The following is a 15584-nucleotide window of genomic DNA, read 5'->3' as shown; positions in this document are numbered from 1 at the left end:
CGTTCGGCGCGGCCCGCTCCGGCAACGCGTGCCGGAACGAACCGCTGCGCGCGATCACTTCCACTGGTACAGCATGCCCGCGCCGACCACGCGCTGGCTGCCGGCGAAACCGCCGTTCAGCGTCGCCTTCAGGTTCTCCGTGACGCGCGCCTGCACACCGACCGCCATGGCCTTCTGGCCCTGGAACGTCGCCGTGCCGACCCCCATCGCGAAGTTCGAATCGCGGTCCATGTGCGGGATCGACGCCATCGCGGCGGTCGCGGCGATCCCCTCGCGGGCCATCGAATCGGTCTGCTGGATCTGCTGCTGCATCTGCGTGAGCTGGTTGTTGACCGTGTTCAGCGACTGCGTGAACTGGTTCGATACCGCGTTCAACTGGTTCACGTTCACCGCATCGGTGCCCTGCGTGCCCGCCGCGACGTTCACGACCTGCCGCGCCGAATCCGCCGAGCCGACCGCGACCACGTTCGAGCGCCCGCCGTCGTTGCTGCCCGTGCCGATCGCCGTCGAGTTGTTGCCCGACGCGGTCGAGCCGACGCCGATCGCCGTCGAGCCGTTGCCCGACGCCGTCGAACCGTTGCCGACCGCCGTGCTGTTGGAGCCCGACGCGACCGCGCCGGAGCCGCCTGCCGACGAATTCGAGCCGCTCGCCCCCGGCGGCACGTTGCCGCCGGTCGGGTTCGTCGTGTACTGCCCGCCGAGGTTGGACGTGCGCTGGTCGATCAGCGTCGTCAACTGGTTCGCGACCGAATCGAGCTGCGACACGTTCACCGCGTCGGTGCCGTTCTTGCCGGCCGCGAGCCCAGTGATCTGGCGATTGCCGATGTTTACTTCGCCGGCCGACGATTGCGGGCTGCTCAGCCCGTACGCGACGTAGTTCGTCAGCGCGCCGACCGTGGTCAGCGAACCGGCGCCCAGCGCGACGCTGTTCGCGAACGTCGCCGATGCGCCGGCGCCGAGCGCGAGCGCATCGGTCGCGCTGCCGCGCGCACCCGAGCCGAGCGCGACGCTGCCCACGCTGACCGCCACCGCATTCGCGCCCTGCGCGACCGACTGCGCGCCGGTCGCCGTCGCGCCGCTGCCCAGCGCGATCGCGTCGGCCTGCGCGGAACTCGCCGCCTGGCCGATCGCGACCCCGCCCGGCGCGGTCTGGTCGACGATCGCACCGTTGCCGATACCCACGCCGTTGTCGCCGTTGACGACCGTCGTCGGCCCGACCGCGATCGATTCCGCGCCGACGGCCAGCGAATCGCCCGCCGTCGAATTCGCGTGGAAGTACTTCTGGCCCGTCACCGCGAACGATTGCAGCGCGCCGGTCAACTGCCGCACCGTTACCGCATCCTGCTGGCCGGTGCCGTCGGCGACGTTGGTGATCTGGCGGTAGGTCCTGTTCGTCGCGTCGCCGACCGATACCGCGCCGAGCAGCGTCTGGTCGGTCGTGTCGAACGGGATCGACGCGCTGCCATTGCGGATGATGCCGGACGACGGCGCCGTCGCACGGTCGGCGACCGAGCCCGAGCCGAGCGCGATGCTGCCGTCCACGCGCGAGATCGCGTTCGGGCCGATCGCGACGCTGTCCAGGCCGAGCGCCTGGCTGTCCGGCGCGGTCGAATTCGCGTGGAAGTACTTGATGCCGTTCGCGTTGATGTTGTCGATCGCCGAGCCGACGTTGTTGTTGATCGTCGTGGAGCCGTCGCTGTTGTACGTCACGTACGACGGCGCCGAGATCGTGCCGGTGGTCGGATCGTAGGTGGCGCCGCCGCCGATCGCACCGGCCGTGCTGTTGCCGAGGTTCGTGTTGTTGTTCGTGATCGAGCTCAGGCTGGTGGACAGCGAACCGATGCCGGTCGACGTGGCCGTGGACAGCGACGTCAGGCTGCTGTTCGTCGAGCTCAGGCCGGTGGACAGCGAACCGACGACGGTCGAGGTCGAAGTCGACAGCGACGTGATCGTGCTGTTGGTCGAGCTCAAGCCGGTGGACAGCGAGCCGGCGACGGTCGACGTCGAAGTCGACAGCGACGTCAGGTTGCTGTTCGTCGAGCTCAGGCCCGTGGACAGCGAGCCGACGACGGTCGAGGTCGAAGTCGACAGCGACGTGATCGTGCTGTTGGTCGAGCTCAGGCCGGTGGACAGCGAACTGATGCCCGTCGACGTCGACGTGGACAGCGACGCCACCGAGCTAATGGTCGAGCTCAACCCGGTGGACAACGAACCGATGCCGGTGGACGTAGACGTGGACAGCGACGTGATGCTCGACGCCGTCGACGTCGACAGCGAATCGAGCGCGGTGTTCGTCGCGGCGAGTTGCGATCCGTTGATCGCGTCCGTGCTCGACGAACTGATTCGCCCGGCCGCGACGTTGGTGATCTGGCGCTCGCTGCCCGCCGCGCCGACGCTGACGACGCTGGTCGGATTGACGCCGTTGAACGTGTACGTGACGCCGCCGATGGTGCCGGTCGACGTCGGATTCGGCGCGGCCGTCACCGACCCGGAGCCGAGCGCGACGTCGCCGGCGCGGGTCGCCGCCGTCGCGCCGTCACCCAACGCGATATTGCCGGCCATCCCCGCCGCACCCGCCGTCGAACCGTTGCCCAATGCGACGCTGCCCTGACCGATCGCCTTGTTGTTGTTGCCGATCGCCACCGCGCCATTGGCTTGATTGGTGACCGTCGCAGATGCGGTGCCGTCGCTATTGGCGATGTTGTTCGCCCCACCCGTGAAAGCACCGGTGCCGCTGGCGTAACTCGGATCGCCGATCGCTACCGCACCGTTGCCGACCGCAGTGTTGCCCGCGCCGATGGAAACCGCGGTGCCGCCCGTCGCGGTGGCGCCCGTGCCGATCGCGACGGCGTTGCCGGAATCGGCGGCGGCGCTGCTGCCCATGGCAATCGCGTTGGTGGCCGACGCATTGGCGGCGTCGCCGATCGCCACGGCGGCAGTACCGGTCGCGACCGCGGTCGCACCGAATGCGGACGAGAACTGACCTGTCGCCTGGCTGCCGGTACCGACCGCCGTGGCACGATAGGTCGGCGTGCCGGTGTTGTTGCCGGCGATCGACGAAGCGCCGATGGCAACACTGCCGTCGTCGATCGCCGAAGACGCGGCCCCCAGGGCGACCGTGTTCGTGGCGGCGGACGTGGCCTGCGTGCCCAGCGCGATCGCATTGGTGGCGGTCGCCTTGCTGGAGGTGCCGGCCGCGAACGCGTTGGTCTGCGATGCCGTCGCGCTGGAGCCCAGGGCCGTGCCCCCTGCGCCGGCGGCGAGCGCGAGATTGCCCAACGCCAGGCCGAACTGCTGCGTCGCGCTCGATTGAATGCCGATCGCGACCGAACTGACGCCCGATCCGACTGTGTTCACGCCGAACGCAAGCGCATTGTTGGCGCTGGCCGTCGTATTCGAGCCCATCGCGATCGAATTGGCGCCGAGCGACTGCGTGCCCGAGCCGGGCACACCCGCGGTGCCGCCCCAGCCGATCGCGATCGACGACGTGCCCTTCGCGCCGCTGTTGACGCCCATCGCGACGCCGGAATTACCGGAAGCCAGCGCGCCGCTGCCCACCGCGACGCCGGCCGCTCCCGAACTCGTCGACTGATTGCCGAGCGCAACCGAGCCCGTATCGGTTGCATTCGACGCATAGCCGAGCGAGACGCTTTGAGCGCCTACCGCACTCGCGCCGAGACCGAGCGCGGCCGCATACTGGCCGGACGCCAGCGCGTTGTTGCCGAGCCCGATGGCCGAAGCGCCGGTCGCAGCCGCGCCGCTGCCCATCGCCACCGCGCCGTTTTGGGTCGCGCTCGAGAGATTGCCGACGGCAACTGAAAAAGTGCCGCTGCCAATCGACTGCACGCCCAGCGCCACGCCGTTGAAGCCGGTCACCTGCGAATTGATGCCGATGGCCGTCCCGCCATCGGCCATTGCATGCGCGCCGGGGCCGATCGCCGTGGACGACAGGCCAGCCGCCGTCGACAGATTGCCGTAAGAGGTCGCATTCACCTGCGACGCCACGGAACCGTTGCCGATCGCCGTCGAACTGGCGCCCCCGGTCGCGGAGCCGCCACCCGCCGAATATTGCGCATGCGCACCGGCCTGGAACAGCCCGAGATACGCGGCCGTCATCATCACGACGAGCCGTCTGGGCGAGAGCGCCGGCTTCGTCGCGATGCCCGCGTCTGCCGCATGCACGGACGCGCTTCTCGACGACGCGACCCGCTTGCCGCGCGCACGATCGAGCTCCGACGCCGCAACCCAGGCGCCCAGTGCTTCGTTCCAGATCGACTTGAACGACTTGTTCATCTTGTGTTCCCTCGGTTCTCATGTGCTGGATGACACAACAGCGAACGCGGCGCCAGGCGCGGCGCGGACCTGCTCCGCTTGCGCCTGTCTCGCGACGCCTCGCTTCTCACTTCGTATCACTAATCAAAACTACGAACAGCGTTGCCTGACACGCTCGCCCCATATCGCGAGTGCGCGACCGACCGCCGCGCATGCCCGTTCGGCACGATGCGCGATGGCGATCACCGGTTATCGATTCACGGAAGTCGACATCGCCCGCCCGGCGGCGACACGGCGCACGACGCGCCGCGAATCCGCGCGCGCGCACACCGCCGCACCCGCCGAAGGGCGACTTCGAATCTCATTGGAAAAGCGTCGCTCGGACGCTGGACGAACGGATGCCGGCCCGCATCGCGGGCGGCCCGTCATATGTCATTCAGGCGGTGAAAGGCGCCATGCAGTCCCCGGATCTGACGCACGCGCCGCCGGATCGCCGACGCTGACAGCCCGCACCGGATCGATCGACCCGGCGCGCTGACCTGCCATGCTTGTCGTATTCATGTTTTTCGTATCCGCCTGATTCGAAGAGCGCCGCGCGCGGCCCCGGGATCGATACAGCGCCCGGCGGCTCGCACGAAGTCGCTCACCCCTTTTCCGTCCGGCGGGCGACCGGCTTTTCCGGGAAATCCAGAAAAGCCGGCTACTCACCGCACGGCCCCGGCATCGAATTAATCGATCGAATTTACTTGACGATTTTCTTCTCGCTCGACGCCTTGCACCCAGCCCAACCCGTCATTTCTCGATTCGTCCTGTATGTCGAAAAATCTCGCGAATCATGACGTTTTCATTACCCTCGTGCCCGTTATTCTTTTGTTACCGGCATTCCCAACATCCGGGAATGCCATCATTCAATGCGCCATCGAATGTCGGCTGCCATGAAAGCGGCGGCGACGACAGCAATCCTGCCGGCAATCCGAAGCAGCGAAAGAACCGATTCCAGCCGCACCGGGGCTAGTGTGCAGGTATTCGTCCAAACAAACCTTTTCCGTAGCGGAAAAACCCTTTTCCGGAGCGGACGGCATTTACATTCATACATATTTTCGGCAAACGCGATTTTCCGCCAACAAGAATATCGAACCGATATCAACGAAAACTCAACCGGGATGACGAGAAACGAGCGGATTCGATTTACACCGATACAGCGAATTTCGATATCTCGCGCGCGAATTCATCGCCCGGGCCACTCCGGCTATTCAAATCATTAAATCGGAAATAAAGTCCGAAACCCGCGAAATCGGCTCGGCACATTTTTCCGCTCCGTTTTGTCGAGTGCGGACAACACCGCCGCGCAGCCGTCACTACGCCCGGGCGACAAGCCCACACGCGCCGCACGGAATCCTCACAATCGAGGTTGCCGTCGGCATATAATTTTTTGCAACAATCGTGCAGATAGCACTGCCCCCGACCTGACAGGCCACTCCTTCCCACGCGTTCGCAACCATGCCATCCCGCCTGCCCAGTCCGGCATCGCCTCGCATCACGCCGGATCTCGCTGGCGCGCATATCCTCATCGTCGACGATCGGCCGAACGACCTGCGGCTCCTGACCGAAATCCTGCGCACCGCGCAGTGCCGGATCAGCGTCGCGTTCGACGGGCTGCAGGCCTATCACCGCGCGCAAGCGATCGCGCCCGATCTGATCCTGATGGACGTGCGCATGCCGCGCATGGACGGTTTCGCCGCGAGCCGGCTGCTGGCGTCCACACCGTCCACGCAATCCATTCCGGTCATCATCCTGACGGCCGCGGGCGACCTCGAGGATCGGATCGCGGGGCTCGAAACGGGTGCGATCGACTACATCGTCAAGCCGTTCGAGCCGGCGGAAGTCATCGCGCGGGTTCGCAATCACCTGAAGCGCGTGCGACGCAGCCAGCCGTTCGCGCACCTGCCCGAATTGCCCGACAACCCCGATGCGGCGCTCGTGCGCGCGGCGAGCGACGTGCTGTTGCGCAACCTGCGCCATCCGCCGGCGCTCGAGGATCTCGCGAAACAGGTGGGCACGCACGAGAAGCGGCTGTCCCGCGTATTCCGCGATCATCTCGGCCAGACCGTATTCGAGTACCTGCGCGACACGCGCCTGCGCGCCGCGATGCACTTCCTGGCGGAAACGTCGATGGGGATCGGCGACATCGCCGAGGAAATCGGCTTTTCCACGCCCGGCAATTTCGCGACGGCGTTCCGCGAACGCTTCGGCATCACGCCGTCCGACTGGCGGCGCCAGCGCCACGCGGTCGACGCGCCGGCCGCACCGGCGGGGCGCCACGGCGATGCGTAGGCAATACGCGGCATGGACGGCCGGGTGTCGCGCGGTGCTCCTGCTGCTCGCGGCGCTGGCCGTCACATGCGCGACGGCCCGCGCCGCGACGACGTCGAACGCCGCGCGACTCGAAGCCGTATCGGTTTTCGAGGACGCCGGCGCGACGCTGTCCGTCGACGCGGTCGCCGCCCGGCTCGCCGACCCGGCCCGCGACGCAGCCACGGCAACCGCGCCCTCGTTCAACGTGACGTTTTCGCGCTCGGCATGGTGGGTGCGCGCGACGCTGGTCAACCGCGACAGCGAGACGCGCCCGCTGGTGCTCGCGATTCGCGATGCGCGCGTCGACCGGGCCGACTTCTATGTCGCGCCGCACGGCCAATGGATGCTCGAGCGCAGCTTCCCGGCCGATCGCGGCGATGCGCGCGACGCGCCGTCGCGCTACCCGACCCTCGACGTCACGCTGCGCGCGGGCGAACGGCTTCCCGTGCTGATCCGCATCACGTCGCGCAAGGAAATGCGGCTCGCGCCGGTCGCGTTCACCCGCGACGCGTGGACCGCGCAGGAATTACACGCGTCGATGTGGAACTTCGGCTTCTTCGGTGGGTTGCTCGCCCTCGTCTGGTGTGCGCTGCTGATCGGCTTTTTCTCGCGCAGCGGCGTGTTCCTCGTGCTGGCCGTGCTGACCCTGAACACCGCGCTGTTCGAGGCCGCGTATCGCGGCTATCTCGCGATGGCCCTGTCGCCCGGCGCGCGCGAGTGGTCGACGCGCGGCGAAACGATCTTCGTGTACCTGTCGGTCGCGTGCTTCATCGTGTTCATCCTGATGGTCGCGCATCGCGAGAAGGCGAGGATGCCGATGCGCGCGGTGTACGTGGTGTTTCTCGCGCTCGAATGCGCGGGAATCGCCGGCGCGGCGTTCGGCGATCTGGCGACCTTCGCCCGGTTCTGCCTGTGGCTGAACACCGTGCTCGCGATCGTGAACATCAGCCTGGCGCTGACGCTCGTGATCCGGCGCACGCCGACGGCCCGCGTGATGTTGATCGCGGTGGCGTTCGCGACGTTCAACATGCTGATCCGCATGCTCGACGGCCGCGATGCGCTGCCGCCGCTGCTGTCGTGGATCCGGTCCGACGTCTTTCCGAACCCCGTCATCGCGATCATCGGGCTCGCGACGCACCTGCTGGTGCTGGCCGCGTGGATCCACCACGTGGGCCGGCAGCGCACCGAGGCGCGCAAGCGGCTCGAGCACTGGCAGCTCACCGAGCAGGACCGGCTGCGCGACGAAGTCGCGCGCCGCACGGTGGCGCTCAACGATGCATTGCAGGAGTCGAGGACGCACATGCAGCAGAAGATCGAGACGCTCGGCTATGTCAGCCACGACCTGCGCGCGCCGCTGTCGACGATCAACGGCTATGCGAAGCTGCTGCTGGAAGGCGCGACGCACGGCCAGGCGCGGCTGATCCGGTCGATCGACCGCAGCATCCGCTACCAGCTCACGCTGATCGACGAATTGCTCGCGTTCACGAAGGCCGAACTCCAGCCGCTCGGCGTCGCGCCCGACCGCACCGACCTGCCCGGGCTGCTGGACGACATCGGCCACTACGCGGTCGCGCTGTGCGCGCAGCAGGACAACCGGTTCGTCTACCAACCCGTCACGCCGCTGCCGCGCACGGTGCTGATCGACGGTATCCGGCTGCAACAGGTGCTGCTGAACCTGTTGTCGAACGCATCGAAATTCACGCGCAACGGCACGGTCACGCTGTCGGTTCATGCGGCGCGCGAAGGGGATGCATGGCGCCTGCTGTTCGAGGTGGCCGATACGGGCATCGGCATCGACATCGGCGCGACCGCCGACATCTTCCGCGCGTACCAGCAGGTGCAGGCCGTGAACGGCGGCACCGGGCTCGGCCTGTTCATCGCGCAGCGCATCGTCGCCGCGATGGGCGGCGAGCTGGCCGTCGCGAGCCAGCCGGGCGTCGGCACGACGTTCTCGTTCGCGGTCGTCGCGCCGGCCCTCGGCCACGCGCTCGCACCGGCGTCGGGGCTCGTCAGGCGGTTCGATCCCGCCGACGAAGCGGCGCCGGCCAGCGCCGCGCCCGCGATGCGCAGCCCGCCCGCCGATGCGCTCGCCGAACTGATCGTGCTCGCCGGCGAAGGCCGGCTGACCGATATCGAGGAATGGCTCGGCCGGTATGTGGCCGAGCCGGATCATGCGCCGTTCGTGCAGGAAATGCGCGAGCACCTCGATGCGCTGGATCTGCACGCAATCGAAAAACTGGCCGGCTCGCTGAAGCGCACGCGCGTCGCGGATACGTCGTTCGACACCGAGGCGGACGCGACCGGGCCGGCCTGACGGCGCGGGCGGCCATGCTCGCCGGCCGCGCATCGGCCACGCCCGTCGCCGGATCATCGCGCTTCATTTCGCACTCCCCGCGCGAGGGTGGCCGGGCGCGCTACGACCGCCGCATCGTCGAGACCAGCGCGACGTCCTCTTCGGGCGGCGCCGGCCGCGCGGGCGCGGCATTGCGCGCCGGCCGCCGCGCGCCGAGCCCGGTGCCGCCGGTGCGCCGCCGCGTCGCGTGCCGCTCGATGACCCGCTGCAGCACGCAGAACACGCACAGCAGCGCACCGATCACGATCCGCGTCCACCACGAACTCAGCGTGCCGTCGAACGTGATCAGCACCTGGATCGTGCCGAGGATGCCGACCCCGAACACCGAACCGATCACGTAGCCCACGCCGCCCGTCAGCAGCGTGCCGCCGATCACGGTCGCGGCGATCGCGTCGAGCTCCATTCCCTGCGCCTGCAGCCCGTAGCCCGACAGCACGTACAGCGTGAACACCACGCCGCCGAGCGCCGAACAGAAGCCGCTCAGCGCATAGACGCCGATCTTCGTGCGCGCGACCGGCAAGCCCATCAGCAGCGCCGAGCGTTCGTTGCCGCCGACCGCATACACGTTGCGGCCGAAGCGCGTGAAATGCGCGACGTAGATCGCGACGGCCAGCGTCGCGAGCGCGATCAGCGCACCGGCGCTCAGCGTGCCGCCGCCGACCGGCACGCTGATGCCCGCGATCGCATGGAACGCCGGCGCGTTGATCGTGATCGACTGCGTCGTGATCAGGAAGCACGCGCCGCGCGCGAGGAACATCCCGGCGAGCGTGACGATGAACGGCTGCAACCGGAAATAGTGGATCAGCGCGCCCATCGCCGCGCCATACAGCGCGCCGAACGCGAGCACCAGCGGCACGATCACCCACACGGGCCAGTGCAGCCGTTCGGCGCCGACCGCGCAGAAGATCGTTGTCAGCGCAACGACGGAGCCGACCGACAGGTCGATGCCGCCGGACACGATCACGAACGTCATGCCGATCGCGACGATCAGCAGGAACGCGTTGTCGACGAGCAGCCCGGTCAGCACCTGCATCGAGAAAAAGCCCGTGTACATCACGGACCCGAAGCCGAACAGCGCGACGAACAGCACGATCGTCACGACGATCGGCAGCGTGCGCGGATCGGCGAGGCGGCCAAGCATACGGGTCATCGCGGCGTCGCTCCGGTGGTGGTGGCGCGCGATCGCGCGAAAGGCAGCAGCCGCGACGCGTGCCGCACCAGCAGCGCGCGCGCCGCGTCCGACTGGATCAGCGTCACGACGATCACGACGACCGCCTTGACGACGAGCGTCGCCTCCGGCGGCACGCCGATCGAATAGGTCGTGTAGGTCAGCGTCTGGATGATCAGCGCGCCGAGCACCGAGCCTGCGAGGCTGAAGCGGCCGCCGAGCAGCGACGTGCCGCCGAGCGTGACCGCGAGGATCGCGTCGAGCTCGAGCAGCAGCCCGGCGTTGTTGCCGTCGGCGCTGCGCACGTTCGAGCTCGCGAGAATGCCCGCGAGCGCCGACATCACGCCGGAGCACAGATACACGCCGAACACGATCGCGCCCGAGCGTAGCCCGACGAGCCGCGTCGCGACCGGGTTCACGCCGATCGCGCGAATGAACAGCCCGAGCGCCGTGCGGTTCACGAGCAACGCGATCGCGCCGATCGTCGCGACGGCGATCCACACCGCGCACGGCACGGTCGCGAGATAGCCGCCGCCGAGCGCGAGATAGCCGGGCGCGCCGATCGGGATGATCTGGCCGCCCGTCAGCAGTTGCGCGACGCCGCGCCCGGCCACCATCAGGATCAGCGTCGCGATGATCGGCTGCATCCCGACGAACGCGACGAGCAGCCCGTTCCACGCACCGGCCAGCAGCCCGACGCCGAGCGCCGCGGCCAGCGCCGCGCCGACCCGCGACGGGTCCGCCTCGAGCACGGTCGCGGCCGCGGCGCCGGCGATCGCGACGATCGCGCCGACCGAGATGTCGATGCCGCGCGTCGCGATCACGAGCGTCATCCCGAGCGACACGATCACGAGCGGCGCCGCGCGATTCAGGATGTCGATCGGCGCGCCGAACAGGTGGCCGTCGAGCAGCACGATCGACAGGAAGCCCGGACGATGCGCGACGTCCAGCGCGAACAGCAGCGCGAGCGTCAGCACCGGCCACGCGAGCGGATGACGAAACAGCGTGCGCAATCGCGTCATGACTGACCTCCCGCGATCAACCGGTAAACCTGCTCCTCGGACGCATCGGCGCCCGTCAATTCCGCGACCTTGCGCCGGTCGCGCAGCACCGCGATCCGGTGGCTCACGCGCACGACCTCACCGATCTCCGACGAGATGAACAGGATCGCCAGCCCCTGCGCGCACAACGCCAGCACGCGCTCCATGATGTCGAACTTCGCGGCGACGTCGATGCCGCGCGTCGGCTCGTCGAGAATCAGCAGCTTCGGGTCCGTCGCGAGCCAGCGCGCGAGCAGCACCTTCTGCTGGTTGCCGCCCGACAGCAGCCCGATCGGCTGCTCCGCGTCGCGCGCCTTGATGCCGAGCCGCGCGATATACGTGTCGGCGATCTCGCGCTGGCGCGCCCGCCCGATCAGCCGCCACCAGCCGCGCCGCGCCTGCAGCGCGAGCACGATGTTCTCGCGGATCGACAGCGCGGCGACGATGCCCTCCTTCTTGCGGTCTTCCGGGCAGTACGCGATGCCGTTGCGCACCGCGTCGTGCGGCGACGCGAGCCGCTTGCGCGCGCCGTCGATCTCGATCGCGCCGGTATCCGGGCGCGCCGCGGCGAACGCCAGTTGCGCGGTTTCCGTGCGGCCCGAGCCGAGCAGCCCGGCCAGCCCGACGATCTCGCCGGGGCGCACGTCGAGATCGAGCGCGCTCATCATCCCGCGCCGGCCGACCTGCCGCATCGACAGGAACGGCGCGGCGGCCGCGGCGTCACGCTCGACCGCCGCCGCGCCCGCCTGCAGCGTATCGGACATGCGTTCGCGGCCGGTCATCTTCGCGACCAGCACGTCGACCGGCAGGTCGCGCGCGAGGTATTCGCCTTCGCGCTCGCCGTTGCGCATCACGGTGATCCGGTCGGACACCGCATAGGTCTGCTCGAGAAAATGCGTGACGAACAGGATCGCGATGCCGGACGCCTTCAGCCGCCGCAGCACGTCGAACAGCCGCGCGACCTCGCCGTCGTCGAGGCTCGAGGTCGGCTCGTCGAGAATCAGCACGCGTGCGTCGACCGACACCGCGCGCGCGATCGCGACCATCTGCTGCACGGCGATCGGATACGCGTCGAGCGAGCGCGTGACGTCGAGCGACAGGTCGAGTTCGGCGAGCGCCGCCCGCGCACGCGCGTGAATCGTGTTCCAGTCGATCGCGCCGCGCCGCATCGGCTGCCGGCCCGCGAAGATGTTCTCCGCGACCGACAGGTTCGCGCACAGGTTGACTTCCTGGTAGAGCGTCTGGATCCCGGCCGCCTCCGCCTCGCGCGGCGCGGCGAAATTCACCGGCGCGCCGCCGACGCGAATCTCGCCCGCATCGTGCGCATGCACGCCGGTGAGCACGTTGATCAGCGTCGACTTGCCCGCGCCGTTCTGGCCCATCAACGCGTGGATCTCACCCGGAAACAGCCGGAAATCGACGCGCTGCAGCGCGCTGACACCCGGAAACGACTTGTCGATGCCGATCATCTCGACCACCGGCGGACTCTGCATGCAGCCTCCCTCGAAGCGTCGCCGGACGGCGGCCGCCAGGCCGCCGCCCGTGCGGACAGGTCAGTACTTCCGGGTCGGCAGCACCTGCGCCGCGACGTTCATCGGGAACACCGTCTCGTTGGTCACGATGCGCTTGGGCACCGGCTTGCCGGCGACGACGTCCTTCACCGCGCTCATCAGTTGCGGGCCGAGCAGCGGGCTGCATTCGACGTCGACGTTGATCTTGCCCGCGACCATCGCCTGGAAGCCGCCCTTCGTCGCATCGAACGACACGACGCTCACGTCCTTGCCGGGCTTGATGCCAGCCTCTTCCATCGCCTGGATCGCGCCGAGCGCCATGTCGTCGTTGTGCGCGTAGACGACGTTGATCTGCTTGCCGTAGGTCTTCGCGAACGCTTCCATCACCTGCTTGCCGCCGGCGAGCGTGAAGTCGCCGCTCTGCGAGGCGATCACCTTGAATTTCGGATTGTTCTTGATCACTTCGAGCAGGCCCGCGCGGCGATCGTTGGCCGGCGCGGAGCCGACCGTGCCCTGCAGCTCGACGATATTGATCGGGCCTGCGTCGTTCTTGTAGCGCTCTTCCAGCCAGTGCCCCGCGCGCCGTCCTTCCTCGAGGAAGTCGGAGCCGATCATCGTCACGTACAGCGACGGGTCCTTCACGTCGACGCCGCGGTCGGTCAGGATCACGGGGATATGCGCGGCCTTCGCCTCGGTCAGCACGGGCTCCCAGCCCGATTCGACGACCGGCGAGAACGCGATCACGTCGACCTTCTGCGCGATGAACGAGCGGATCGCGCGAATCTGGTTCTCCTGCTTCTGCTGTGCGTCGGAAAACTTCAGGTTGATGCCGGCGTCCTTCGCCGCACTCTTCACCGACACGGTGTTCGCGGTGCGCCATGCGCTTTCAGCGCCGACTTGCGAGAACCCGAGCGTGATCGGCTTTTGCTGCGCGTGCGCGCCGCCTGCCAGCACCGTCGCCGCGGCGACGATCGCGCCTGCCGCCAGCTTCCTGATGAATGTCATGGTCCGTCTCCGATGATGTCGTTGTGTGCCGCGGCGCTGTTGTGTTTCTGCGTGGCGCTGGCGCGGATCGGGCTGCGCCGGCCGGCGTGTCCGGCCGGCGCGGTATACATGCCCCGCATCAGTCTAGGAACAAGTCCGATAACCTTCCAATGAAATGTTGGATTGGGCTGATATCGGAATCGGCATACGTATAAACACCTAACCGCGCTGGCCGCCCCGCGCGGGGCGGCGCACGGTTCTTGCTCCTTCGCCATGGCTGTTCGCACCCCATGCCGGACGCCCGCCCTTCACGCGAACCCAAGGAGACAAGCATGATCGCTGCACGTGAACGCGGGTCGCCGCGCACCGCCGCCGTCGCCGTCGCCGTCGCCGGCCGGCGCCCCGCGGCATGAAGCAGCACGCTTCTGGCACGGTCGCCGCACTGCGCCATGTCGACGACCGCCACCCCGGCTACACGCGCCGCCGGCTGCGCAACGGCTTCGCGTACTACGCGCAGGACGGCACGCGCATTCGCGATGCCGCGGAAATCGCCCGCATCGACGCGCTCGCGATCCCGCCCGCCTATACCGACGTGTGGATCTGCGCGGATCCGCTCGGCCATTTGCAGGCGACGGGCCGCGACGCGCGCGGGCGCAAGCAGTATCGCTATCACCCGCAGTGGCGCGCGACCCGCGATGCGAACAAGTACGCGCGGATGGCCGCGTTCGCGCGGGCGCTGCCGCGCATCCGCGCGCGCGTCGCGCGCGATCTGGCGTTGCCGGGCATGCCGCGCGACAAGGTCGTCGCGACGATCGTCCGCTTGCTCGACACGACGCTCGCGCGGATCGGCAACGCGGAATACGCGCGCGAAAACGGCTCGTACGGGCTGACGACGCTGCGCAAGCGCCATTTGAAGATCCAGCCCGGCCGGGTGCGCCTGCGCTTCGCCGGCAAGAGCGGGATCGAACACGACGTGACGGTCGACGACGCGCGGGTCGCGCGGATCGTGCGGCGCTGCGCGGAGCTGCCCGGTCACGAGCTGTTCCAGTATGTGGACGACGACGGCGTACGCCATCCGGTCGGGTCGTCCGACGTGAACGACTACCTGCGCGAGGCCGGCGGCGCCGATTTCACCGCGAAGGATTACCGGACGTGGGCCGGCAGCGTGCACGCGCTGGGATTGTTGCGGCGCACGCCGCATCGCGGCGTCACGCATGCGCGCAAGCAGATTGTCGAGACCGTGCGCGCGGTGGCCGACCTGCTGCGCAACACGCCGGCCGTCTGCCGGCGCTGCTACATTCATCCGGCCGTGCTCGACGCGTTCGAGTCCGGCGCGCTCGCCACGCTCGCGGTCCGGCGTACGCCGCGCGGCCTGCGCGCGGACGAAGCGGCGTTCGTCGCGTTGCTGGTTTCCGCCAGCAGGCGCACGGCGAGATGAGCGTGCACATCGGGCCGAGGCCCGACCACGCGCGACCGGCGCGGCTGCCCGCGTGTCGTTTACCACCGGGTTCCGGGCGCATGACCGATAGCCGCTCGCGCGCGTTTCTCTAAACTGGTTCGCACAACACGCCTGCCCGGTGTCGTCCGCTGCGCGCGTCACGCCACCGGCATCGAGGCATCCCCAAGATATCCGCCTTCGCTGTCCGTCGGCCCGCACGGCCCCGCTGCGCGCCTGCCGGTTGCCAAGGCAATTCCAGGAGCGTTCATTGAGTTCATCGCAAGCGCACCCCGCGAAAGCCCGGTCTTCGCGCAAGGCCCTCAAGCTGGATGACGTCACGATCGTCGACCCGGCCGTCCTCAAGCGCGCGGTTGGCGCGATGGCGTTCGGCAATGCGATGGAATGGTTCGACTTCGGCGTCTACAGCTATATCGCCGTCACGCTCGGCAAGGTGTTCTTCCCG

General features: G+C 68.4%; 8 protein-coding genes and 1 pseudogene. 4 read left to right on the top strand and 5 right to left on the bottom strand.

All coding sequences use genetic code 11. The features are described 5' to 3' along the window. Positions 1–54 precede the first annotated feature (54 nt). The gene (locus C5F75_RS28830; RefSeq protein WP_104013123.1) at positions 55–4293 is read right to left on the bottom strand and encodes a YadA-like family protein; all 4239 of its coding nucleotides are present in this window, start codon (positions 4291–4293) and stop codon (positions 55–57) included. Between the two features lie 1479 nt (positions 4294–5772). On the opposite strand from C5F75_RS28830, the gene C5F75_RS28820 reads away from it, so the two are divergent. Both C5F75_RS28820 and C5F75_RS28815 read left to right on the top strand, forming a co-directional pair. Continuing rightward, positions 5773–6606, top strand: coding sequence for a response regulator transcription factor (locus tag C5F75_RS28820; RefSeq protein WP_059583794.1), 834 nt, complete (start codon positions 5773–5775; stop codon positions 6604–6606). Then, positions 6599–8941 carry a sensor histidine kinase gene (locus C5F75_RS28815; protein WP_104013122.1) on the top strand — a complete coding sequence of 781 codons (2343 nt, stop codon included), beginning with the start codon at positions 6599–6601 and terminating at the stop codon, positions 8939–8941. The genes C5F75_RS28820 and C5F75_RS28815 overlap by 8 nt, the downstream gene beginning before the upstream one ends. A gap of 100 nt (positions 8942–9041) precedes the next feature. On the opposite strand, the gene yjfF is transcribed toward C5F75_RS28815, so the two are convergent. From yjfF to C5F75_RS28795, 4 genes are read right to left on the bottom strand one after another with little or no spacing between them, the layout of a single operon-like run. Then, positions 9042–10130, bottom strand: a complete 1089-nt coding sequence (gene yjfF / locus C5F75_RS28810) for a galactofuranose ABC transporter, permease protein YjfF (protein WP_104013121.1) — start codon at positions 10128–10130, stop codon at positions 9042–9044. Continuing rightward, positions 10127–11170: an ABC transporter permease gene (locus C5F75_RS28805; protein ID WP_059583798.1), complete on the bottom strand. Its 1044-nt coding sequence runs from the start codon at positions 11168–11170 to the stop codon at positions 10127–10129. Before C5F75_RS28805 ends, yjfF begins: the two co-directional genes overlap by 4 nt. Further along, the gene (locus C5F75_RS28800) at positions 11167–12681 is read right to left on the bottom strand and encodes a sugar ABC transporter ATP-binding protein (RefSeq protein WP_059637831.1); all 1515 of its coding nucleotides are present in this window, start codon (positions 12679–12681) and stop codon (positions 11167–11169) included. Before C5F75_RS28800 ends, C5F75_RS28805 begins: the two co-directional genes overlap by 4 nt. 60 nt (positions 12682–12741) lie before the next feature. Further along, positions 12742–13704, bottom strand: a complete 963-nt coding sequence (locus tag C5F75_RS28795) for an ABC transporter substrate-binding protein (RefSeq protein ID WP_104013120.1) — start codon at positions 13702–13704, stop codon at positions 12742–12744. 388 nt (positions 13705–14092) lie between these two features. On the opposite strand from C5F75_RS28795, the gene C5F75_RS28790 reads away from it, so the two are divergent. Continuing rightward, on the top strand, positions 14093–15121 hold the full coding sequence (locus tag C5F75_RS28790; RefSeq protein WP_104013119.1) for a DNA topoisomerase IB: 1029 nt from the start codon (positions 14093–14095) through the stop codon (positions 15119–15121). 268 nt (positions 15122–15389) lie between these two features. Continuing rightward, positions 15390–15584 (top strand): annotated as a pseudogene (locus C5F75_RS28785) (MFS transporter); the annotation flags it as partial.

It is taken from the genome of Burkholderia anthinoferrum (genome assembly GCF_002925705.1).
GTDB lineage: Bacteria > Pseudomonadota > Gammaproteobacteria > Burkholderiales > Burkholderiaceae > Burkholderia > Burkholderia semiarida.
Note: the sequence above shows the minus strand (reverse complement) of the source record. Positions and strands in the feature narration are given on the sequence as shown.